This is a genomic window from Kitasatospora sp. NPDC022856, from assembly GCF_055561235.1.
In genome coordinates this window covers 261,471-280,809 of record NZ_JBVHHE010000010.1, presented here as the reverse complement: position 1 = coordinate 280,809, position 19,339 = coordinate 261,471, and the positions used below count along the sequence as shown (strand labels likewise).

Here is a 19,339-nt window from a genome sequence, read left to right as displayed (position 1 = left end):
CAGGACGTCCATGATCCGCTGATAGTCCGGCGCCAGCACCGCCGGAGCAAGCCCTTCCCGCCAATGCGGCACCACCGAACCGGCCGCCGCCGCCAGGTCCCGCGCCGGACGCTCGTCGGCCACCACGACCTGCGGAAGCTCCTCGCCATCGCGAGGTTCCGCTAGGACCTCGGCAACCGTCTCACGGGTGATCACGAACCGCTCCCACGCGGCCTCCGCCTCCCGCAGCTCGGCCTGAAGGGTCTCCACCCGCTGTCGGGCAGTGCGTTCGCGTTCCTCCAACAGCCCCATCACCGACGGCATCCCGGCACCTCCACGAAGAGACGAATCGACACCCCGTCCCTGCCGCCGAAACACCATTCCTATACCTGACCAGCGGAAACACGCCCGTCACTCTCGGAAAGACAACGGCTTCTTAGCGTTGGGTGAGAGAAGGACAGAACAGCCAGCGGTCTCCATTTCGCCTGAGGTCTGGGCATGGCTGCTGACCAGCCACCGAACGCGTGCAGGGATCACCTCGTACGCCGAGCTGGCTCGACAGACCCAGTACCACCCCAGCTACGTGGGCAAGGTCGAGAACCGGGAACGGAAGCCAGCGCGACGATTCGCCGAGCAGTGTGACGAAGCGTTGAACACGGGCGGACAACTGACTGACGCATGGGACCGCGTTGACTGGGAGGCCGAGCCGCCACACCCAGACTGGTTCGAGTTCTATGCCGACCTTGAATCGACCTGTGCCGGGATTCGCGGTCACGATGTCCGTCGGGTCTGGGGGTTGCTCCAAACCGCAGCGTACGCACGCGCGCTAACCCGGTACGTGAAGCGGGGGGCCTCCGCCTTTGAGGTAGAAGAGACCGTTGACGCTCGTCTCGCTCGTCAAGGGAGATTTCTAGCGGCGGGTGGTCCACCGCTGGTCTCGATCTTGGATGAGGCCGTGATCCGGCAGGTCGTTGGCGGTCCGCTCGTCATGCGCGAGCAGCTGCAACATCTACTTGACGTGCCGGAGCAGTACCCACACATCACGGTTCAGGTGGCACCGTTCGACCTTGGGGAGCGCACGGGGGCAATCGGCAGCGTCACCCTCATAGAGACACCCAACGGTGAACGGTGGGCCTACTCAGAGGTCATGGGCCGGGGCCACATTGTGGACGACCCAGAAGCGGTCGCCAAGGTCACCCGGTCCTATGATCGCCTTCGGGCGGAAGTGCTGTCCGCGCGGGACTCCGCCAATCTGATCCGCGCCGCCATGAGAGGGCTGAACAACGTGACCACCAGCCAGATGCCGCCCAAGGTCTACTCCAACCACCACGCTGACTGGCACAAGTCCACTTACTCTGAGGGAGACGGCGGCAACTGCGTTGAGGCAGCACTGAACCTCGCCGAGACCAACGATGTGGTTCCCGTGCGGGACAGCAAGGATCGGAGCGGCCCGGAGCTGGGGTTCTCCCCCGATGCGTGGTCGGCCTTCGTCGCTGGCATCCGAGCCGGAGAGTTCGGCACCGTCTGACCGAACGAAAGAACCGCCCCGGCCAACTCGGCCGGGGCGGTTTGCTTTGCTTCGAACGTTCAGAGGAGGGCGAGGAACGGGTTCCCGGAGGCCACGGGAGCAGGCAGGGACGCGGGTACGGGGACCGGAGCAGGGGGCATGGTCCTGGCCGGTCGGTAGGTGTCGATGCGGACCACGGTGGCCGGACGTTCGTCACTCTGGCCAGGTCGCCGGCTGAGCGGAGCGTGACCGGCCTCCTCCTCGGTCAGGGTGTAGACCGTGGCGGGGCGTCCCAGGCCGGAGCGGTCGAGAGTGACCCTCACCCCGGGCAGTGCCTTGACCTCATCGGCGGAGGCCCCGACGAACGGCAGCAGATCGGAGGACCGTGCCTTGCCCCCGTGCATCTCGATCCGGGCCCGGACCTTCTCCGCCAGCGTCGGCACCCGGCGGGTGGGCTTGGTGGTCCCGGCCGCACCACCGGTGATGCTCACCGCGCAGCGGACGCTGTAGCGAACCAGGGAGAACGCGGCGGACAGACAGGCGTGGTCAATCACCTCGGAGCGTTCCGAGGCCGCCAGGCAGGCTGCTACCCGAATGGTTTGTTCGGCGGTGCGCTCCACATACACGGCCTGCGTTTCGCGGAGGTTCTCGGAGATGATCCGGGCGTACCGGCGGACGACCTTCCACAGTGGCCGGGCGTCGTCCCCGAGGATGACCGTGTGCCCGTCACCGGCCGCCCAGTAGTACGCCTGAGTGATGTCCCAGCCGTCCGCCTCCGGCAGGGTGGCTCCGTCGTCGTCCAGCATCGGCACGGACCCAAGGCTGAAAGGCATGATCCTGTTGTACGACCCCCCAGCCGCCTCGGTCGCGCCAATGTACTTGGTCCAGTCGGACGGCGTGATGTGGGCGTGAAAGACCACTGCCGGATCATCCACGGACTGAGCTTCGGCTTTGGTCGTGTTCCGCAGCGGGGCGCCGTCCCAGGCACTCCGGAGCTTGGCCGTGAAGCTGGCATCCCGTCGGACCCTTCGAAGCGTTTCGCTCCATTCCTCCTCGATCACCAGAGCCCGAACGTCGCGCCCGGCCTCCGTCTCCTCCGTGGCTTCCACCTGTTCAGCGAGATGGTTCACGAGGCTTGCACCAGAGGTGATGCCGGACGTGGTGTGAGTCTCCAGGAAGCGGCCAAGGGCAGGCTTCATGATGTGCTGTGCGGCCCGCAATGCCGTGCCCTTGCCCTTGCCCGTCCCACCAACCAACGCACTCCAGACCAGGGCCGGACGGGCGTTGCCCCGGCTGGACACCTTCACCGTCTGGCCGATGGCCGCAGACCACATGCTCAGAGCGGCCACGTAGGTGCCGACCGGATCGCACTCGACGTACGGGCTGACCTTCTCAACGGCGCGACCGATGGGCCCGTACAGGGTGATGGTGCTCAACTTCTCTTCTCCTGAGACTGGTTGGGATCGGGTGGCCGGGCCGACCCCGGCCACCCCAGGTACGTGCTGTTGGTCAGGCTGCTTGCTTGGTAGTCACGCGGTAGGCATGGCGGACCGATGCGGGGATGGGACCCTTGGCGTTCACCGTGTAGCCCTGGGCCTTGGCCCAGTCACGTATGGCCTGCGCCTCGGACTTGGCCTTGACGGCCTGAGCGTCCACCCTCACCGGTTCGGGCAGGGGGTCACCGCCCTTGAACTCTCCGGCGCACACAGCGTCACGGAAGGCACCCGGCTTGGAAGCGTCGAAGCACGGGATGCCGAACTCAACTGCGTCTTGCAGCTTCTTGGTTGCTCGCTCCGCACCTTCACCGCAGATGATCAGCACCGTGTTGGCGTCGGCCCGGCCAACCACCTCGTAACCCATGCGGCGGACGGCCTCCCTGGCGTCGTCCCACTCGTACCCCGGGATCTCGCCGGACACCATCACAGTGGGACGGACCACCGGCTCGACCTCGGTCTCGTCGTCCTCTCTGGTGTCGTCTTGGCGGTCAGCCTCGGCATCGGTCACGGACGGCTCAGCGGCAACCGGCATGGCCTCAGGCTGGCCAGGCACGCCGAGTGCATCCATGAGGTACCGGGTGAAGACGACACCGTGTTCCAAGCACAGGTCCCATGCGTGACCGGCAATGGTCAGAGTCTCCGTGGCCTCTTTCTCCCCGCCGTCCTTGGCAAGGTGGGCATCACAGAAAACACGCTCAACAGGTACCAGGACAGTCGTGCGCATGGGCTTGTTCGTTCCTTAGTGGAGTGAGTTCCAGTGGTTCAGCCGGAGCCTTGCTTCTTACGGCTGCCATTCCCGCCCACCGGCCCGACCGGCGAACGTCTCCATTCTCCCAGCCAAACCCTCCGAGTCACCCCACTAGGCATCACGGATTCATTTCTTATAGGTAACTGGATGATAAATACAATGGGGGGTAATGCTTCGTTCGTAATGCACAGGACCCACCGGGGGTGCTGTCCTCACCCTCTGTACGGGTTTGAATCTTTCGAGGGCTGGGGGCTGCCAGGGCCGCCCTGGCGGCCGGCGGGTGGTCCGGGGGCTGCTCGGGGGCGGTTTTCGGGCCTCCTGGGGCCCTTCTGGGGTCTCTCGGGGTTCTGAATGCCGCTCCGCGGGCTCGCTGAAGGCACTGAATGAATGAAATGAGGTTCCTGAACGCTATGCTGGCCACTCTTTGGCGAGAAGTGTCCCCAACTGGGCCCCGGCGACACATACATCTATTTTGCAGGGGGTTATATACCCCTCGTTAGAGTGAGTTCTCTCTATCGACGCTAACGTCTCTTCTCCGACATAAGTAAGCTCCATCCTTGAGGCAGGGGGCATTCCTGGCTCAGAAATGAACTCAGGAGAGTGTCACTCCGATGGCTTCTTTGGCGTGCGCTCTGGTTGGCATGGTGGTTGCCTGGGCTCCGGTAGACGGCATCTGATCGTCTCTCACACAAGCCAAGGAAGAGAAATGACCTCTCGTACCGCTGCTCGTTGGGTCGCCCTGCTCGCCGCCCCTGTGGCAACGGCTGGCCTGCTCGTCGCCATGACCCCTGTGCAGGCCCAGGCCGCAGTTCTGTGCGGCACGCTGGCTTCCGACTATCAGGGTCACACCTATAGACTTGAGGGAGGGAACGCAACTCTCGAGTTCAAGAGCGGAGGCGTAGTGACCCTGACCGAAAGTTTTGATTACCCTCCTAAATTCAAAAGCGGAACTTACACCGCCTCGCTGGGAAATTTGACTAGCACTTTCCCTGACTCGACCATTACCACCAATTTCCGAGGATGCGACAGCAGCGTCACCACGCCCGCGATTCTTGTGATGGTCGGAGGCAATATTTGGACGGAATATTCGTAACTCGGACCATGGCGGGGATCATCGTGCTTTTCGAGCTGGACCAGGCCCAGGCACCGAGCCCGGAGGACGAAGAGCCTGCCGTGCTGCTGGTGCACGCGGCCGGCCAGGACCCCGACCTTCCCGAGGACCCGCTTCCGCGGACGCTCTGCGGGTTGGACACCGGGGCCATGGAGCAGTCCCATTACCGGCCTGAGAGGCCCGGCGATCCCTGGTATCCGGTCTACCTGCGGAACAGGCGCTGTCGGGCCTGTGAGGACGTCCTGAGGCGGTTCTGAGGTCCCAAAACAATGAAAACGGGCCCCTGCCGAAAAGGCAGGGGCCCGTTAGGGTTTTAGTCAGGAAGCAGGCCAATCTACAGCAGCCTTAAGAATTCCCTTGGACGGCTTGGTCTCGTCGAAGGTCTGATCCGGCTTCACCGTGTCCAGGGCCGGGAATCGAACGACCTTACCGCCGTACAGGTGGAGATTGTCGATGTAGTCGGCCCGGTACTTCTCCGACTGGCCGAGGCGGAAGCCCGAGAACTGGGATGCGTACGTGGCGAAACTGGAGTGTCCCGCGACGATATCGACTCCGGCCGGCATGGCCGTGGTGGACAGGACGGTGAAGCCTGCGAGGCGGGCCACGACACCGTTAGCCGTCGCCCCGGCCTCACCGTAGGCCCCGGCGTTGGCGATCGCCGGATGCTCGATCAGGTACCGCTTCACGCGGGGCGAAACGACCACATAGCGGCCGTCCGGGATGTCATTAGTGTCCAGGGCGAGCATAAGGTCCAGGACGGTACTGTACAGGGCCTGAGGGGCATTTCCGGACGTCACCTTGATATTCGGTACAACGGTGGCGCCAGCGGCGATCACACGGCCCATGAAGCTGTCGGCCTCACGAGCCAGGGCCCGCACCATTTCCTTGTTGATCGGGGAGTCCATGGCCCCGGCCACCTGCACCCGCTCGATATTCTCCACGAGCAGCTGCAGGAACTTGGCTTCGGTGATGTGGAGGAGCTGGTCCACGGTCTCCGGCCGCTGAGCGGTCATGCCATCGGGGAGCTTGTAGTCACCGACGGTCGGGCGGGTAAGGCTGTTGATGTGGACGACGTCGCCACGCTGGCGAATATCGCCCTCGTAGGAACGATTACTGACGATACGGGAACCCCACACGAGCAGCGGGTCAAACTGCGTGAGAAGTCCGGAATTCCACTCCTCGCTAACAAAGGTATTGGAAAGCGGGTTCTGGTAGCTGTAAGCCAATGTGACTCCTAATGCTTATCGGTATCGCGCATCAAGGGAGCGCGAGTTCGGAAGGGAGGGGATGGCGTAGGACGAACCCTGGCGGCCAAGGCCCAGGTTCTGGGCATACTCGGGCTTGGCAGGCTTCAGGAACGGTGCGATGGCCTCGCTGACAATCTCGCTGGACGGCAAGCCGTCTTCCCCGAGCAGTTTGGAAATGTCCAGAAACTTGAACGCGGCGTCAGGAAATTCACTACCCGCCTGGGCTGCCTGAGCCTTGATCATTGCCCGGGCGAGATGGGGAGCCATCTCTGCCAGAGCATCCTTGCGGGCCTCTTCCCGTACGGCCTCAAGGTCGGGACTGGAATTAGTCTCGTTGTCAGTCATGAAATGTCCAAAGGATCAGCGGTGACGGGCGTCAAGAGAAACGGTGGGAGGCTTCGGGGCGCTCCCTCGGTGATATCCGGCGCCCTGAAGCTCCGGGAAGGAAGTGGCTGCCTGATTCTTACGTTCCTTCTCGATCATCGCTTGGATGGCCTCGATATTCGTCGTGCCGTCCTCGGAAAGGAAACAGTTCGGGTCGTAGTAGTCCGCCAGAACGGTCACGCCCGCAATGGCGGCCTGGGCCCTCACCTCAGCCAGGGCGAGCCTGCCCGCGTACTCGTGGTGAATCTCTGCCCGGATGGCCTGGGCCGGATCGGCCGGCACGGCCTCCGGAGAACCGGAATCACCAGTGCGAGTCTGTTCGTCGCTCATGGCGACACCTCCTAGTCAGAACTAAAAATCAAGAGAGAAGAGAGAGTGTGAGAAGTAAGCCGCCTTAAGGGGCGGCTGCATCTCACAACAGGACAACGTAGAGAAGACGGGCCCCTACCCCCAGGAATTTAACTTCACAGGGCAGAGACACTCTCCGGTTGTGTGCTGTGGCTTCACAGGCAGGTATCCGCAGAGCCGCATTCGAGCATCTTCACAACATGCTCTGGACTTCGAACGGGCCCGGACTCTCGTCCGCGTCAGAGGGCCACCGCCCAGCGGCCTTGACTCCGAGGGAGAACTTCCCTCACCTATAAGAATTAACGGACGCACCCGTGGTGAACGGTTCCATGGCGGGCACTGGGCCCCGGGTGCACAGGGGCTCTGCATGCCACCAGGGTCGGGCTGATCCGATCACCGACAGCCGGGTATTGGTCCGGCCCGTTTCCGGTCCGGTCTTTGCCTCCCTGGTGTCCTGGAACCACAGCTGGACTGTACGGCGGTCTTCGCTGCTGGAGTACCGGAGGTCAGGGTGAACACGTCGCTCCCTTTCGGAGTGGCTGTCATGGGCCATGGGCGGAGTTTCGAAATGCAAGACGTCTTCGGCATGAGCCCCGGCACGCCACGCGATATCCAGAGCGTCCGCCCTGTCAGGCTGACGCTTTGGCTTCAGGCCGTCCCGCTTGCGCTGTCGAGACTGCGCGCGGCCCACATTTTCCCGCTTCCGCAGGCACTGGGGATGGTTTGGATTCGTGGCTGGATTCGGCCCTCGCTTCCCCAGTGGGCGCTTATAAACGTATGGCTCGCGACATGTTGCGCATACGAGGGCAACCGGCTTTACAGCTGTCGTGGTCAGATTTTGCTCCAGAAACAAAGAAGGCCCCCGCGGTGCCTCGGGGGCTGTGTGTGTCGAACAAATCAATACGTCTGCTGGTCTAGCCACTTCTCCAGGTCTCCAGGGCGGCACCGGAGCGACTGACCTACCTTCCGGAACGGGATGCCCTCGCTTCTCCATTGGGAGTAGACCCAACTCTTGGGCTTGTGCAGGTAGTTCGCTACGTCGTTCACCGTCATGAGGCTGCCGTCCAAATGTTGTCCCTGCTGCGGTCCGGTGGGCGACTGTCCCGTCCGTTGCTATCCGGCCTGTCCTCAGAACACCATGTCCGAACATGTGGCAGCAAGTCCAAATTAAGTGATCCCCGACACATTCCCGAACTTGACGCAACCTGTTCGCCGTGAGCTATGGTCGTGCCATGACCTCACGAACGAACGAACCCGGCCTCCCGCCGGGATGGCACCGCGAGGGTGACTCGCTGATCTGGGCACGGTCCTACGGGCCCTGGCTGGTCAAGGCCCGGTGCCCCTCGGGCGCACCCTTCACCGGCCCCTCGGAACTGACTATTCACCTCGCCGTGGGCAGCAGTGTCGAAGAGATCGAGCAGGGGATGACCACGGCTTTGGAGACGGACGGCATTCCCGCCAGCCTGCTCCGACAACTCCCCTTTGCCGAGATCAAGGCCCAGGCCCGTGCCGTGCTGGCCCAGGGTCAGGACCAGTTGCCGGCCGAACCGTGGCCGGTACCAGCACGCTGCCGGACCGACCTGGACTACGCCCTGCTGGTGGCCGAACTGGTTCGGATGAGGGCGACGGGAACCACGGCCCCGCAACAGTCCCTCGCGGACCGTCTGGGGATCGGCAAGGCGACCTTGTCCGAGCGGGTCAAGCGGGCCAGGGCGCTCGGCCTGTGGGACGGGAAGCAACTCACGAACAAAGCAGCGGAACTGCTTGCCGAGTGGAAGAACGAACGAGAGGGGCAGTAGCAGCAGTGGCAACGACCTTCCAAAAGTGCAAGACCGACAAGACAGACCCATGCGCCAGGACACGTTGCGGGCATCCGTGGACGGCCCGGTACCGGGAGCCGGGAGGGCGCGCCGGACGGCAGCGGGAGAAGACGTTCCCCACCAAGAAGGAGGCCGACAACTTCGGGATCAAGGTCGAGAACGACAAGCGGGAGCGCGTCTACATCGATCCAGACGCCGGAACGGTTCCAGTACACGTCTTTGCCCGGGAATGGCTCGGTCGCCGTGCGGTCAAGGAGACGACCAGAAGGAATTACGAGAACTTCATCGAGCGCCACCTGATACCGGCGCTCGGCCGGAAGACGGTGGCCGGGGTCCGACCGTCCGACGTTGAGGCCCTCTGCTCCGGCATGTGCGCGGCTGGCCTCTCACGCCGAACTGTCTACCACTCGAACATGGTCCCACTGCGCTCCATCTTCAAGTCGGCTGTCTCGGAGAAGCTGATCACAGAATCGCCGGTATCCCTGGCTGACCTGCCGAAGATCAAGACCAAGCGCGTGGACGAGCGGTCCCTTCCAGACGGGAAGGCCGTTGGTCGGGTGGCCAGTGCGATGCGGGACGACTGGTCGGTGTCCGTCTGGCTCATGGCAGGCTGCGGGCTACGAATTGGTGAAGCTCTCGGCGTGAAGCTCACGGACTTCCAGGACGGCACCCTTCGGCTGCGCCGTCAGGTCGTCCATGTGAAGCGGGACGGAAAGTGGACGCCAACGATCGGTCCGTTGAAGCAACGCGAGGAGGGCGAGTGGCGAGACGTGCCGGTGCCGCCACTGGTGCAAGTCGCAATCATGCGGCACGTTGAGAGCCACGGTCTGGCCGACGACGGTTACCTCGTGCACACCTTGAACGGCGCGGTGGTCCGTGACTCGAACTACCGCACAGAGTTCGCCAGGGCCGTCAAGGCTGCGGGATACGGCGACGAGCCGTGGACGGCTCACTATCTGCGACACTTCTTCGCCTCCAGTGCCATCGCGGGTGGGGTGTCTCTCCTGGAGGTCTCCCGGTGGCTCGGACACTCCACAATCCGGATCACCGCCGACATCTACGGTCACCTCTCCCCTGATGCGGGTGACAGGCTGAGGGCAGTCATGGATGAAGCCCTGTCGGTGGGTCCTGTGATACTCGGTACTGACCAGGCACTGGCCGCGTGACCCGTGCTGACTTGGTGCTGACTCGGAGGACAGTGAAGTGGCAAACATGCAGGTAGGAGCGCTGTAGTGAGACTGCTGCATACCTCCGACTGGCATCTCGGGCGCTCCTTCCACCGGGAGAGCCTGCACGACGCCCAGCGCGCCTTCCTGGACCACCTCGTGGCGGTGGTCCGGGCCGAGCGCGTCGACGCCGTGCTCGTCGCCGGCGACGTGTACGACCGCGCGCTGCCCGGTCTGGAGGCGGTCGCCCTGTTCGACGACGTGCTGCACCGGCTGGCCGACCTGGGCGTGCCGACGGTGTTCATCAGCGGCAACCACGACTCGGCCCGCCGGCTCGGGGTGGGCGCGGGCCTGATCGGCCGGGCCGGCGTCCACCTGCGGACCGATCCGGGCGAGTGCGCGGTGCCGGTCCTGCTGGCCGACGAGCACGGGCCGGTCGCCGTCTACGGGCTGCCCTACCTGGAGCCGACGCTGGTCCGGGAGCGCTTCGGGCTGGCGCGCGGCGGCCACGCGGCGGTGCTCGGCGCGGCGATGGACGCCGTCCGGGCCGACCTCGCGAGCCGCCCCGCGGGCACCAGGTCGGTGGTGCTGGCACACGCCTTCGTCACCGGCGGCGCACCCAGCGACAGCGAGCGGGACATCGCGGTCGGCGGAGTCGCCTCCGTCCCCGCGTCCGTCTTCGACGGGGTGGACTACGCCGCGCTGGGCCACCTGCACGGCTGCCAGACGCTCGCCCCGCACCTGCGCTACAGCGGCTCGCCGCTCGCCTACTCCTTCTCCGAGGCCACCCACCGCAAGACCATGTGGCTGGTCGACCTCGCGGCGGACGGCTCGGTCGCCGCCGAGCGGATCGACTGCCCGCGGCCGCGACCGCTGGCCCGCCTGCGCGGCCGCCTCGACCAGCTGCTGACCGCCCCGGAGCACGCCGAGCACGAGCGGTCCTGGGTCCAGGCCACCCTGACCGACCCCGGCCGCCCGGCCGAGCCGATGGAGCAGCTGCGCCGGCGCTTCCCGCACACCCTGCAGCTGCTCTTCGATCCCGAGGAGAGCGAGGCCACCGCCTCCCCCTCGTACGCGGCCCGGGTCAGCGGCCGGGCGGACCTGGAGATCGCCGAGGGCTTCCTGCGGCACGTGCGCCCCGGCGCCGAGCCGGACGCGGACGAGCTCGGCTGGCTGCGCGAGGGCTTCGAGACCGTCCGGGAGAGCGACGACCGCAAGGCGGAGCTGCCCCGATGAGACTCCACAGCCTCACCGTCACCGCCTTCGGACCGTTCGCCGGCACCGAGACGGTGGACTTCGACGCGCTCGCCTCCGGCGGTCTCTTCCTGCTGCGCGGGGCCACCGGCGCGGGCAAGAGCAGTGTGCTGGACGCCGTCTGCTTCGCCCTCTACGGCGAGGTGCCCGGCGCCAGGCGGGCCAGCCGGCTGCGCAGCGACCACGCCGAACCGCTGCGGCTCACCCAGGTCCGGCTGGAGCTGACGCTCGGCGGGCGGCGGTTGGAGATCACCCGGCTGCCCGAGCAACTGCGCCCCAAGAAGGTCGGCCGGGGGACGACCGTCGAACGCGCCCAGACGCTGCTGCGCGAGTGGGCCGCCGACAGCGGCGACGGCACGCCGGGCTGGCGGGCGGTCAGCAAGTCGCACCAGGAGGCCGGGGAGGAGATCCACCGGCTGATCGGGATGAGCCGGGAGCAGTTCTGCCAGGTGGTGCTGCTCCCGCAGGGGGACTTCGCCCGCTTCCTGCGCGGCGACTCCGAGGAGCGCGGCAAGCTGCTCAGGCGACTGTTCGACACCGAGCGGTTCCAGCACGTCGAGGCCTGGCTGGCCGAGCAGCGGCGCTCCCAGGAGGCCGCCGTCCAGTCCGGCCGCCGGCGCCTGCGGGACTTGGCCAGCAAGGCCGAGCAGGCGGCCGGTCCGCAGGCCGAGCCCGCCGCCGGCTGGGTGCCCGCCGAGGAGGAGTCGGCGCACGCCGCCGCGGACCTCACCGCCGGGGTGCTCGGCTGGGCCGCGATCCTGCGCGGCGGCGCCGCCGAGCAGCTCGCCGTCGCCGAGGCCGCGCTGGCCGGCGCCGAGGCCGGCCATCGCCGGGCCCAGGCGGACCGGGGGAACGCGGAGGAGCTGGCCGGTCGGCAGCGCCGCCACCGCGAGGCCGCCTTGGAGGCGGCCCGCCTCGCCGAGGGCGCACCGGCGATGGAGCGTGACTCCGCCAGGCTGACGGCCGCCCGGGCGGCCGTCGGGGTGGAGTCGCTGCTGCACCTGCGCGAGGCCGCCGAGGCCGCCCACCGGGCGGCCCACGAGGAGGAGCGCCGCCAGCGCGCCGCGCTGGCCGGCGCCCCGGACGGCGAGGGCCCGGCGCTGGCCCGCGCGGAGGCCGAGGAGCTGGCGGCGGCCGAGCACCGGCTGCGGGCCGAGGTGGTCCGGCTGGAGACGGCCCGGGCCGAGGAGCGGCGCTGTGCGGAGTTCCGCCGCGAGCAGGCGTCGCTGGAGGCCGACCGGCGGCGCGCCGAGGAGCTGGCCGAAGAGGCCGCCGACTGGCTGGCCGACTTCGACGGCCGGCTCTCCACGCTCCAGGAGGAGCAGTCCGCCGCCCGGGCCGCGGGTGCCCGGGTCGAGCAGCTGGACGTCCGGCAGGCCGAGCTGGCCGGGCGGCTGGCCGCCGCCCGCCGCCGGGACGAGCTGCGGGCATCGATCGCCGTGGCCGAGCCCCGGGCGCTCACCCTGCGCACCGAGGCGCTCGACGCCCGCGAGCACAGCCAGAACGTCCGCGAGCGCCGACTGACCGGCATGGCCGCCGAGCTGGCGGCGCAGCTGCGGTCGGGCGAGGCCTGCCGGGTCTGCGGATCGCCCGAGCACCCGGAGCCGGCCCTCCCGGCGAGCGGCCAGGTCGGCGCGGAGGAGGAGGACGCCGCCCGGACCGCCCAGGCGCGGGCCGAGCAGGCGGCCGACACCGCCGAGCGGGAGCTGGCGGGCCTGCGGGTGAGCGAGGCGACCGCCGCCGGGGCGGCGGGGCCGGAGAGCGTCGCGGCCCTGGCCGAGGCGCTGGGCGCGCTGGAGCGCGAGCACCGCGAGGCGCTGCGGGCCGCGGAGGGCCTCGACCCGGTCACCCGGGAGCTGGAACGCCTGGCCCAGGACCAGGCCCGCCAGCTCGCCGCACTGCGCGACGCCGGTGAGCGCACCGCCGCGCTGACCGCCCGGATCCAGACCCTCGGCAGCGAGCAGGAGGAGCTGACCCGCCGGGTGACCGCGGCCCGGGGCGACGCGGCGTCGGTGTCCGCCCGGGCCTCGGCGCTGGCCGGCCTCGCCGGGAGCGTGGCGGCACTCGCCGGAGCGGCCCGGGCCTGCACGGACGCGGCGCTGCAACGGAAGAAGGCCGAGGACGAGCTGGCCGGGGCAGCCGTCGCGGCCGGGTTCCCGAGCCCGGAGGAGGCGACGGCCGTCCTGCTGCCCCGGGAGGAACGCGAGCGGCTGGAGGCCCGGCTGACCCGGCACCGCTCGGCACTGGCCGCGGCGGAGCGGGAGCTGGCCCGGCCCGAGCTGGCCGAGGCCGCCGGCCGCCCGCCGGCCGATCTGCCCGGCACCCAGGCCGACCTCCTGGCGGCCACCGACCGGCTCCGCCGGGCGCACGCCGGCCACGAGGCGGCGCAGGCGCGCTGCACGGCGCTGGCCGGGATCGGTCGGCAGCTGGCGGAGCTGGCCGCGTCACTGGCCCCGGCGCTGGACCGGTACGCCCGGATCAACCGGCTGGCCTCCGTCGCCGCCGGCACCTCCACCGAGAACCGGCTGCGGATGCGGCTGGAGTCGTACGTCCTGGCGGCCCGGCTGGAGCAGGTGGCGGCGGCGGCGAGCGCCCGCCTGGTACGGATGTCGGGCGGCCGGTACACCCTGGTCCACAGCGACGGCCGGGGCACCGGCAACAAGCGCTCGGGTCTCGCGCTGCGGGTGGTGGACGCCTGGACCGGCACCGAGCGGGACACCTCGACGCTCTCCGGCGGCGAGAGCTTCTTCGCCTCGCTCGCCCTGGCGCTCGGTCTCGCCGACGTGGTCACCGACGAGGCCGGTGGCATGCCGCTGGACACGCTCTTCATCGACGAGGGTTTCGGCACGCTGGACGAGCAGGCACTGGAAGAGGTGATGGACGTCCTCGACGGCCTGCGCGAGCGGGACCGCGCGGTCGGCATCGTCAGTCACGTCGCCGATCTGAGGAGCCGGATCCCGGCGCAGCTGATGGTCCGCAAGGGCCGCCGGGGCTCCACCCTCGCCCTCGCCGGGCGGGAGGACGCCTGAGGGGAGGCCCGGGGACCGCGGGGCCCGGGCGCCACGGCCGCGCCGGGCCCGGTCGGGTGCGCTCCGTCAGCCGGAGCAGGCGATCCGCTGCGCCTGCTGCCAGGTGCAGACCGGGCAGAGCGTGACACCGGGGTGGTCGGCGGGCAGTTCGGTCGGCTCCCCGCACAGCACGCAGTCCGCGCGCGGCCCGGTCAGCTCCGGGTCGTGCGTCAGGGCGGCCTCCGGCCCGGTGCCACCGGGGGCGAGTGCGCAGACCGGGTCCGTTTCGTTCTTCACCGCTTCGCTCATGCCGCCTTGATACTCCGCGCCCCCACCCCTCGGCAAGGCCGGCCCCGGCCGGACGGGCCCGGAGCGCTGGGCGGACGGCCCCGCCGGCGAGGCCGAGGCACCGGCCGGCCGGCCGGGCGGAGCTACCGAACCAGTACCCGCGACGCCCGGGCCCGGCCGGACGGACCCGAGGCGCCGCGAGTGCCAGGACGGGCGACCGGTCCGCCCACCCCCACCCCCGTCCCGACGGCCGGGCCCGGTTACCGTGAGGGGCATGCCCGCCTCCTCCGCCTCCCCCGCCTCGCTCCACCGGCGGTTGCTCGCCGCTCGCGCTGCCGCCCCGACCTACCCGGAGGTGGGCGCCACCCGCGAGGCCCGGCTCCCCGAGGGCTACGCCCAGCTCCGGCGGCGGATCCACCTCGGGCAGGGTCCCGACGTCCTGGAGCGGGCCGGGCGGTACGTGCTCGGCTGGGGCAGCCAGCTGGGCAGCGGCTTCGCCGTCCATCCGTACGCGCCGGCCGAGGAGGGCGCGACCGTCCTGCTGCGGCTGAGCCTGCCCGGGCTGCGGCGGCCCCGGCTGGTGATCCCCTGCCGGGTGGTGTGGACGGTGGACGAGCCGGACCGGATCGGCTTCGCCTACGGCACCCTCCCCGGGCACCCGGAGTGCGGCGAGGAGGCGTTCCTGGTGACCATGGACGCTGCGGGCGAGGTCTGGTTCGAGGTGACCGCGTTCGCCCGGCTCGCCTCGTGGTACGCGCGGCTCGGCCGCCCGGTGGCGGTGCTCTGCCAGTACCTGGCCATCGAGCGCTACCTCGCCGCCGTCGCCACGGCGGCCTCTCCCACCGGGGCGGCCACCCCACCGGAAGCCACGCCACCGGCCCCCGGCAGGACGGCCGGGCCGACGGCCGCACCGATCCTTCCCGCCCCCGGCCGGACCGACGGCCGCGCAGCCACCCGATAGCCGACCCGCCGACCCGCCGACCACGACCGCAGCCGGCCACCCCACCGGAGGCCACGCCACAGGCCCCCGGCGGGGCGGCCGGGCCGGGGTGCGGGCCGGTCAGCCCAGGAAGGAGAGCCGGACCGTCCGGCGCGGGTTGTCTCGGTTGGTGTCGATCAGGACGACGGACTGCCAGACGCCGAGCGCCAGTTGGCCGCCGATCACGGGCAGGGTGGCGTGCGGGGCGACCAGGCCCGGGACGACGTGGTCGCGGCCGTGACCCGGGCTGCCGTGCCGGTGACGCCAGCGGTCGTCGGCGGGAAGCAGTTCGCGCAGCGTCGTGAGGAGGTCGTCGTCGCTGCCCGAGCCGGTCTCCAGCACGGCGATTCCGGCCGTGGCGTGCGGCACGAAGACGTTGAGCAGGCCGTCACGGCCGGCTGCCCGGTCGTTCAGGAACTCGGCGCAGCGGTCGGTGATGTCGAGGGCGACCTCGTGGCTGCCCGTGGTGATCTCGAAGGTGGTGGTGTGGAAGGGCGTGGAGTGGATGTTGTCCGCCATGAACGCCATCCTCACGTACCGCCGGGGGCCCAAGGGCTTGGACCCAAGGAGCCCGAGGTCGGCCGAAGGACCCCGGGTACGCCGAAGACCCGACGGTCCCTGAGGTCCGCCGGGTCGGATGCCGGTGGGCGCGAGGGCTTGAGGCCCTAGCCGCGACCGCCGAACAGGCTCCGCCGCAGCCGGCGCAGCGGCGCCAGCAGCGACACCCGCGCATGGCGACGCGGCTCGGTCGGGGCACTGGAGCCGCGCGGCGTCAGTTCCCTTATCAACCCGAGTGCCTCGGCGGTGTCCACCGCCGGGAGTGCGGGCGCGCCGAGCACTGCCAGGTGACGCTCGATCCGACGGCCGGTCGCGCCGACGCCGCACTGGATCGCCGGCACGCGGGGCCGGGACCGCACTTGCATGTGTTCCATCAGTTTTTCCCACCCCTACGAGGCGCCAGGGCCGTGAGGCGAAGACTATCCGTGACAGACGGCCTTCGCGCAACCGTCCTGGTGTGCTGCCACCGTATCGTGCGGCGTCAACTGACGCCGCACCAGGGGCCGCCCGGAGCGGTTACGACTGAGCATCAATGATGGTGCACGACCGGCCGCGCGTCACGGGTGCCTCGGGGGTACGCGCCCGGCGCTTGCCGGGGAGGCACGCGCCGGGCGTGCGGGATCACCGTCGATCACGACCGGCGGGGCCCGGACGCGACCGGCGGTCGCCCCGCACGCCACCGGAGCGCCACCGACCACCCGGAGGAGACAGTTCAGAAAGTGAACACAATCGAGGGATTGACGTGGGGGAAACCTCCAAGCAATATCTTCATCGACCGCGCGAACACGGATCCCGCTCAAGCACCGCTCAATCGTGCGTTCGACTGATGAAGAATTCCGGCTCCCCCGAGCCACTGCCCGGCCACCTCGACGCTGCGGTGGCCAGGCCCGGGAGGCGCTGGGACGGGCGGCCGGCCGTGAGGGTCGGCCGGGCCGCCACCAGGCTGCCGGTGCCGCCCCGTACGGGGCCCGGCACCGGCGGTTCCGGGCCCGCGGACGGCCACCGGTACGGCCCGGTAGCGAGGCACCGGACCGAAGCCCGCCCCCACGCTCCCGCGACGCATCTCACACCCCCGCACCGCGCCCCCGCCCGGCACCGCGCACCGCACCCCCACCCCGTGCCCCGACCCCGCGCGAATCCGCTCCCCGGCGGCGCTCGGTAGACTCGGCCAGCGTGCCAGTCCTCCTCAGCATCGTGCTCCCGGTCCACGGAGTCGAGCGCTACCTGCCCCGCTGCCTCGACTCGATCCTGGAAGCCACTCCCCTCGGGGAGTCGCGCTTCGAGGTGATTGCGGTCGACGACCTCTCCCCCGATCGCTGCGGCGCGATCCTGGACGAGTACGCCGCCCGCGACCCGCGGTTGCGCGTGCTGCACCTCACCGAGAACCAGGGTCTCGGCGGCGCCCGGACCGCCGCCCTCCCCGAGGTGCGCGGCGAGTACGCCTGGTTCGTCGACAGCGACGACTGGCTGCCGGACGGCACCGTCTCCGCGCTCCTCGACGAGCTCGCGCAGGAACGCGCCCGCGAGACCCCGGCCGACGTCCTGCTCACCGACTTCACCCACGTCTACCCCGACGGCGGGACCGAGCCGAACCCCTGGCGCCACGTCCTGGTCGGCTCGCCGCTGGCCGACGGCTGCACCCTCGCCGACCACCCCGCGCTGTTCCGGACCGTGATGTCGGTGTGGAACAAGGTCTTCCGCCGCGACTTCCTGCTCGGCCTCGACGTCTCCTTCGGGCGCGGCTTCTACGAGGACATCTCGGTCACCTACCCGGCCCTGCTGGCCGCCGGACGGCTGCGCTACCTCGACCGGGTCTGCTACTTCTACCGGCGCGGCCGCCCCGGCGCGATCACCAGCACCGCCTCCCCCAAGCACGCCGACGCCTTCGCCCAGTACGACGCGATCTTCGCGTTCCTGGACCGCCCGGACCGGCCCGGCCGCCCGGTGCCGGACACCCTGCGCACCCTCGTCTTCGAGCGGACCGTCCAGCAGGCGCTGACCGTCCACGACACCCCCGGGCTGGTCCCGGCCGGGCTGCGCAAGGACTTCTTCCGGCGGATCGCCGAGCACTTCGCCCGCCACCGCCCGGCCGGCTACCAGTTCCCCGGCGGCCTGCGCGGCGTGCAGTACCGCCTGGCGGCGCGCGGTGCCCGGGTCGCCTACGCGGAACTGCGCCGCACCGGCCGGCTGCCGCGCGAACTCAAGCGGGGGGCGCGGGCCGTCGCCCCGGCGGTGAAGAAGGGGGTGCGCAGCGGCGCCCGCTTCACCGCGTACAACGCGTTCCGCCGGCTCCCGCTGGACGAGCACCTGGCGGTCTACGCGGCGTACTGGCACCGGGGTTACGCGTGCAGCCCGGCGGCGATCTACGAGAAGGCCAGGGAACTCGCCCCGGACGTACGGGGCGTGTGGGTGGTGGAGAACCGGAAGCAGGCGGCCACGCTGCCGGCCGGGGTGCCCTACGTGATCGTCAACACACCGGCCTACCTGAAGGCGATGGCGACCGCCAAGTACTTCGTGAACAACGTCAACTTCCCGCGCACGATGGTGAAGCGGCCGGGGACGGTGCACGTCCAGACGCAGCACGGCACGCCGCTGAAGGCGATGGGGATGGACCTCCGGGACCACCCGGTGGCCGCCGACGGGATGGACTTCGACCGGCTGCTGGAGGCCGTCGACCGCTGGGACTTCCTGGTCTCCTCCAACCCGCACACCAGCGAGCACTTCGCCCGGGCCTTCCCCGGCCGCTACGAGATGCTGGACACCGGCTACCCGCGCAACGACCGGCTGGCCGTCAGCACGCCGGCCGAAGTCGCGGCGATGCGCGAACGGTTCGGGCTGGCACCGGACACCACGGCGGTGCTGTACGCGCCGACGCACCGCGAGGGTCGGGGCGGGTACGTCCCGCTGCTGGACGTCCGCGAGCTGGCCCGGCGGCTGGGCCCCGGCTTCACGCTGCTGGTGCGCACGCACTACTTCCACACCGGGGGCCCGGGCGACTTGGCGGCGGGTGAGGACGCGGCCGCGATCGTGGACGTCTCGGCGCACCCGACCGTGGAGGACCTCTACCTGGCGGCGGACGTCCTGGTCACCGACTACTCCTCGATGATGTTCGACTACGCCGTGCTGGACCGGCCGATCGTGGTCTTCGCGCCGGACTGGGAGGAGTACCGGCGGGTGCGCGGCGTCTACTTCGACCTCTTCGCGGAGCCGCCGGGCGCGGTGACGGTGGATGCCGACGGGCTGGCCTCGGCGCTGCTGGCCGGCGACCCGGAGCCGGCGGCGCGGGCGAAGTTCCGCGAACGGTTCTGCCCGTGGGACGACGGCGGGGCGAGCGAGCGGGTGGTCCGCCGGGTGTTCCCGACCCGGGCCTGAGCAGGCGCCGGCCGGGCCGCACCGACCGGCCCGGGAACGCGGCGGGCGGGACCCCGGGAATCCCGGAGCCCCGC

The 19,339-nt window shown here is 69.7% G+C and carries 18 protein-coding genes and 1 pseudogene; 9 read left to right on the top strand and 10 right to left on the bottom strand.

All coding sequences use genetic code 11. From position 1 onward, the window contains the following. Positions 1-303 (bottom strand): annotated as a pseudogene (locus ACZ34W_RS15535) (hypothetical protein); the annotation flags it as partial. On the opposite strand from ACZ34W_RS15535, the gene ACZ34W_RS15530 reads away from it, so the two are divergent. Further along, positions 263-1,507, top strand: coding sequence for a Scr1 family TA system antitoxin-like transcriptional regulator (locus tag ACZ34W_RS15530; protein WP_465604273.1), 1,245 nt, complete (start codon positions 263-265; stop codon positions 1,505-1,507). The pseudogene ACZ34W_RS15535 and the gene ACZ34W_RS15530 overlap by 41 nt on opposite strands. A gap of 59 nt (positions 1,508-1,566) precedes the next feature. Here ACZ34W_RS15530 and ACZ34W_RS15525 read toward each other — a convergent pair whose 3' ends face one another. Both ACZ34W_RS15525 and ACZ34W_RS15520 read right to left on the bottom strand, forming a co-directional pair. Continuing rightward, positions 1,567-2,922: a DUF3987 domain-containing protein gene (locus tag ACZ34W_RS15525; RefSeq protein WP_465604271.1), complete on the bottom strand. Its 1,356-nt coding sequence runs from the start codon at positions 2,920-2,922 to the stop codon at positions 1,567-1,569. A gap of 73 nt (positions 2,923-2,995) precedes the next feature. Then, entirely contained in the window at positions 2,996-3,706 is a 711-nt protein-coding gene (locus tag ACZ34W_RS15520; protein ID WP_465604269.1) for an Lsr2 family DNA-binding protein, read from the bottom strand. Positions 3,707-4,436: 730 nt separating this feature from the next. Here ACZ34W_RS15520 and ACZ34W_RS15515 point away from each other — a divergent pair. Then, positions 4,437-4,823: a hypothetical protein gene (locus ACZ34W_RS15515; RefSeq protein ID WP_465604267.1), complete on the top strand. Its 387-nt coding sequence runs from the start codon at positions 4,437-4,439 to the stop codon at positions 4,821-4,823. A gap of 8 nt (positions 4,824-4,831) precedes the next feature. After that, positions 4,832-5,098: a hypothetical protein gene (locus ACZ34W_RS15510; protein ID WP_465604265.1), complete on the top strand. Its 267-nt coding sequence runs from the start codon at positions 4,832-4,834 to the stop codon at positions 5,096-5,098. A gap of 60 nt (positions 5,099-5,158) precedes the next feature. On the opposite strand, the gene ACZ34W_RS15505 is transcribed toward ACZ34W_RS15510, so the two are convergent. From ACZ34W_RS15505 to ACZ34W_RS15490, 4 genes are all read right to left on the bottom strand, one after another. Then, entirely contained in the window at positions 5,159-6,067 is a 909-nt protein-coding gene (locus ACZ34W_RS15505) for a hypothetical protein (protein WP_465604263.1), read from the bottom strand. A 15-nt stretch (positions 6,068-6,082) separates the two neighbouring features. Beyond that, positions 6,083-6,433: a hypothetical protein gene (locus ACZ34W_RS15500; protein WP_465604261.1), complete on the bottom strand. Its 351-nt coding sequence runs from the start codon at positions 6,431-6,433 to the stop codon at positions 6,083-6,085. A gap of 15 nt (positions 6,434-6,448) precedes the next feature. After that, positions 6,449-6,802: a hypothetical protein gene (locus ACZ34W_RS15495; protein ID WP_465604259.1), complete on the bottom strand. Its 354-nt coding sequence runs from the start codon at positions 6,800-6,802 to the stop codon at positions 6,449-6,451. Positions 6,803-7,717: 915 nt separating this feature from the next. Beyond that, complete coding sequence (locus tag ACZ34W_RS15490) at positions 7,718-7,873, bottom strand: helix-turn-helix domain-containing protein (RefSeq protein ID WP_465604257.1); 156 nt, start codon at positions 7,871-7,873, stop codon at positions 7,718-7,720. A gap of 179 nt (positions 7,874-8,052) precedes the next feature. On the opposite strand from ACZ34W_RS15490, the gene ACZ34W_RS15485 reads away from it, so the two are divergent. From ACZ34W_RS15485 to ACZ34W_RS15470, 4 genes are all read left to right on the top strand, one after another. Continuing rightward, positions 8,053-8,619 carry a helix-turn-helix domain-containing protein gene (locus ACZ34W_RS15485; protein ID WP_465604255.1) on the top strand — a complete coding sequence of 189 codons (567 nt, stop codon included), beginning with the start codon at positions 8,053-8,055 and terminating at the stop codon, positions 8,617-8,619. A gap of 5 nt (positions 8,620-8,624) precedes the next feature. Beyond that, complete coding sequence (locus tag ACZ34W_RS15480) at positions 8,625-9,806, top strand: tyrosine-type recombinase/integrase (RefSeq protein ID WP_465604254.1); 1,182 nt, start codon at positions 8,625-8,627, stop codon at positions 9,804-9,806. Positions 9,807-9,872: 66 nt separating this feature from the next. After that, the gene (locus ACZ34W_RS15475) at positions 9,873-11,042 is read left to right on the top strand and encodes an exonuclease SbcCD subunit D (RefSeq protein ID WP_329490556.1); all 1,170 of its coding nucleotides are present in this window, start codon (positions 9,873-9,875) and stop codon (positions 11,040-11,042) included. Continuing rightward, positions 11,039-14,089 carry an AAA family ATPase gene (locus tag ACZ34W_RS15470; RefSeq protein WP_465604252.1) on the top strand — a complete coding sequence of 1,017 codons (3,051 nt, stop codon included), beginning with the start codon at positions 11,039-11,041 and terminating at the stop codon, positions 14,087-14,089. The genes ACZ34W_RS15475 and ACZ34W_RS15470 overlap by 4 nt, the downstream gene beginning before the upstream one ends. Positions 14,090-14,155: 66 nt before the next feature. Here the strand turns inward: ACZ34W_RS15470 and ACZ34W_RS15465 are convergent, their stop codons facing one another. After that, entirely contained in the window at positions 14,156-14,377 is a 222-nt protein-coding gene (locus tag ACZ34W_RS15465; RefSeq protein WP_465604250.1) for a hypothetical protein, read from the bottom strand. A gap of 253 nt (positions 14,378-14,630) precedes the next feature. On the opposite strand from ACZ34W_RS15465, the gene ACZ34W_RS15460 reads away from it, so the two are divergent. Continuing rightward, a complete protein-coding gene (locus ACZ34W_RS15460; protein ID WP_465604246.1) occupies positions 14,631-15,317 on the top strand; it encodes a DUF1990 family protein in 687 nt (228 codons plus the stop codon). 99 nt (positions 15,318-15,416) lie between these two features. Here the strand turns inward: ACZ34W_RS15460 and ACZ34W_RS15455 are convergent, their stop codons facing one another. Together ACZ34W_RS15455 and ACZ34W_RS15450 are read right to left on the bottom strand one after the other, a co-directional pair. After that, positions 15,417-15,854 carry a YjbQ family protein gene (locus ACZ34W_RS15455; RefSeq protein ID WP_329490552.1) on the bottom strand — a complete coding sequence of 146 codons (438 nt, stop codon included), beginning with the start codon at positions 15,852-15,854 and terminating at the stop codon, positions 15,417-15,419. A gap of 146 nt (positions 15,855-16,000) precedes the next feature. Then, positions 16,001-16,267, bottom strand: coding sequence for a hypothetical protein (locus tag ACZ34W_RS15450; protein WP_329490551.1), 267 nt, complete (start codon positions 16,265-16,267; stop codon positions 16,001-16,003). 799 nt (positions 16,268-17,066) lie between these two features. Here ACZ34W_RS15450 and ACZ34W_RS15445 point away from each other — a divergent pair. After that, positions 17,067-19,265: a bifunctional glycosyltransferase/CDP-glycerol:glycerophosphate glycerophosphotransferase gene (locus ACZ34W_RS15445; protein WP_465604244.1), complete on the top strand. Its 2,199-nt coding sequence runs from the start codon at positions 17,067-17,069 to the stop codon at positions 19,263-19,265. Positions 19,266-19,339 lie beyond the last annotated feature (74 nt).

Excerpts from the sequence above, each read along its gene's own strand:
- ACZ34W_RS15520 (WP_465604269.1), bottom strand. The coding sequence starts at position 3,706 with ATGCGCACGACTGTCCTGGTACCTGTTGAGCGTGTTTTCTGTGATGCC.
- ACZ34W_RS15515 (WP_465604267.1), top strand. The coding sequence starts at position 4,437 with ATGACCTCTCGTACCGCTGCTCGTTGGGTCGCCCTGCTCGCCGCCCCT.
- ACZ34W_RS15510 (WP_465604265.1), top strand. The coding sequence starts at position 4,832 with ATGGCGGGGATCATCGTGCTTTTCGAGCTGGACCAGGCCCAGGCACCG.
- ACZ34W_RS15500 (WP_465604261.1), bottom strand. The coding sequence starts at position 6,433 with ATGACTGACAACGAGACTAATTCCAGTCCCGACCTTGAGGCCGTACGG.
- ACZ34W_RS15495 (WP_465604259.1), bottom strand. The coding sequence starts at position 6,802 with ATGAGCGACGAACAGACTCGCACTGGTGATTCCGGTTCTCCGGAGGCC.
- ACZ34W_RS15490 (WP_465604257.1), bottom strand. The coding sequence starts at position 7,873 with ATGACGGTGAACGACGTAGCGAACTACCTGCACAAGCCCAAGAGTTGG.
- ACZ34W_RS15485 (WP_465604255.1), top strand. The coding sequence starts at position 8,053 with ATGACCTCACGAACGAACGAACCCGGCCTCCCGCCGGGATGGCACCGC.
- ACZ34W_RS15470 (WP_465604252.1), top strand. The coding sequence starts at position 11,039 with ATGAGACTCCACAGCCTCACCGTCACCGCCTTCGGACCGTTCGCCGGC.
- ACZ34W_RS15465 (WP_465604250.1), bottom strand. The coding sequence starts at position 14,377 with ATGAGCGAAGCGGTGAAGAACGAAACGGACCCGGTCTGCGCACTCGCC.
- ACZ34W_RS15460 (WP_465604246.1), top strand. The coding sequence starts at position 14,631 with ATGCCCGCCTCCTCCGCCTCCCCCGCCTCGCTCCACCGGCGGTTGCTC.
- ACZ34W_RS15455 (WP_329490552.1), bottom strand. The coding sequence starts at position 15,854 with ATGGCGGACAACATCCACTCCACGCCCTTCCACACCACCACCTTCGAG.
- ACZ34W_RS15450 (WP_329490551.1), bottom strand. The coding sequence starts at position 16,267 with ATGGAACACATGCAAGTGCGGTCCCGGCCCCGCGTGCCGGCGATCCAG.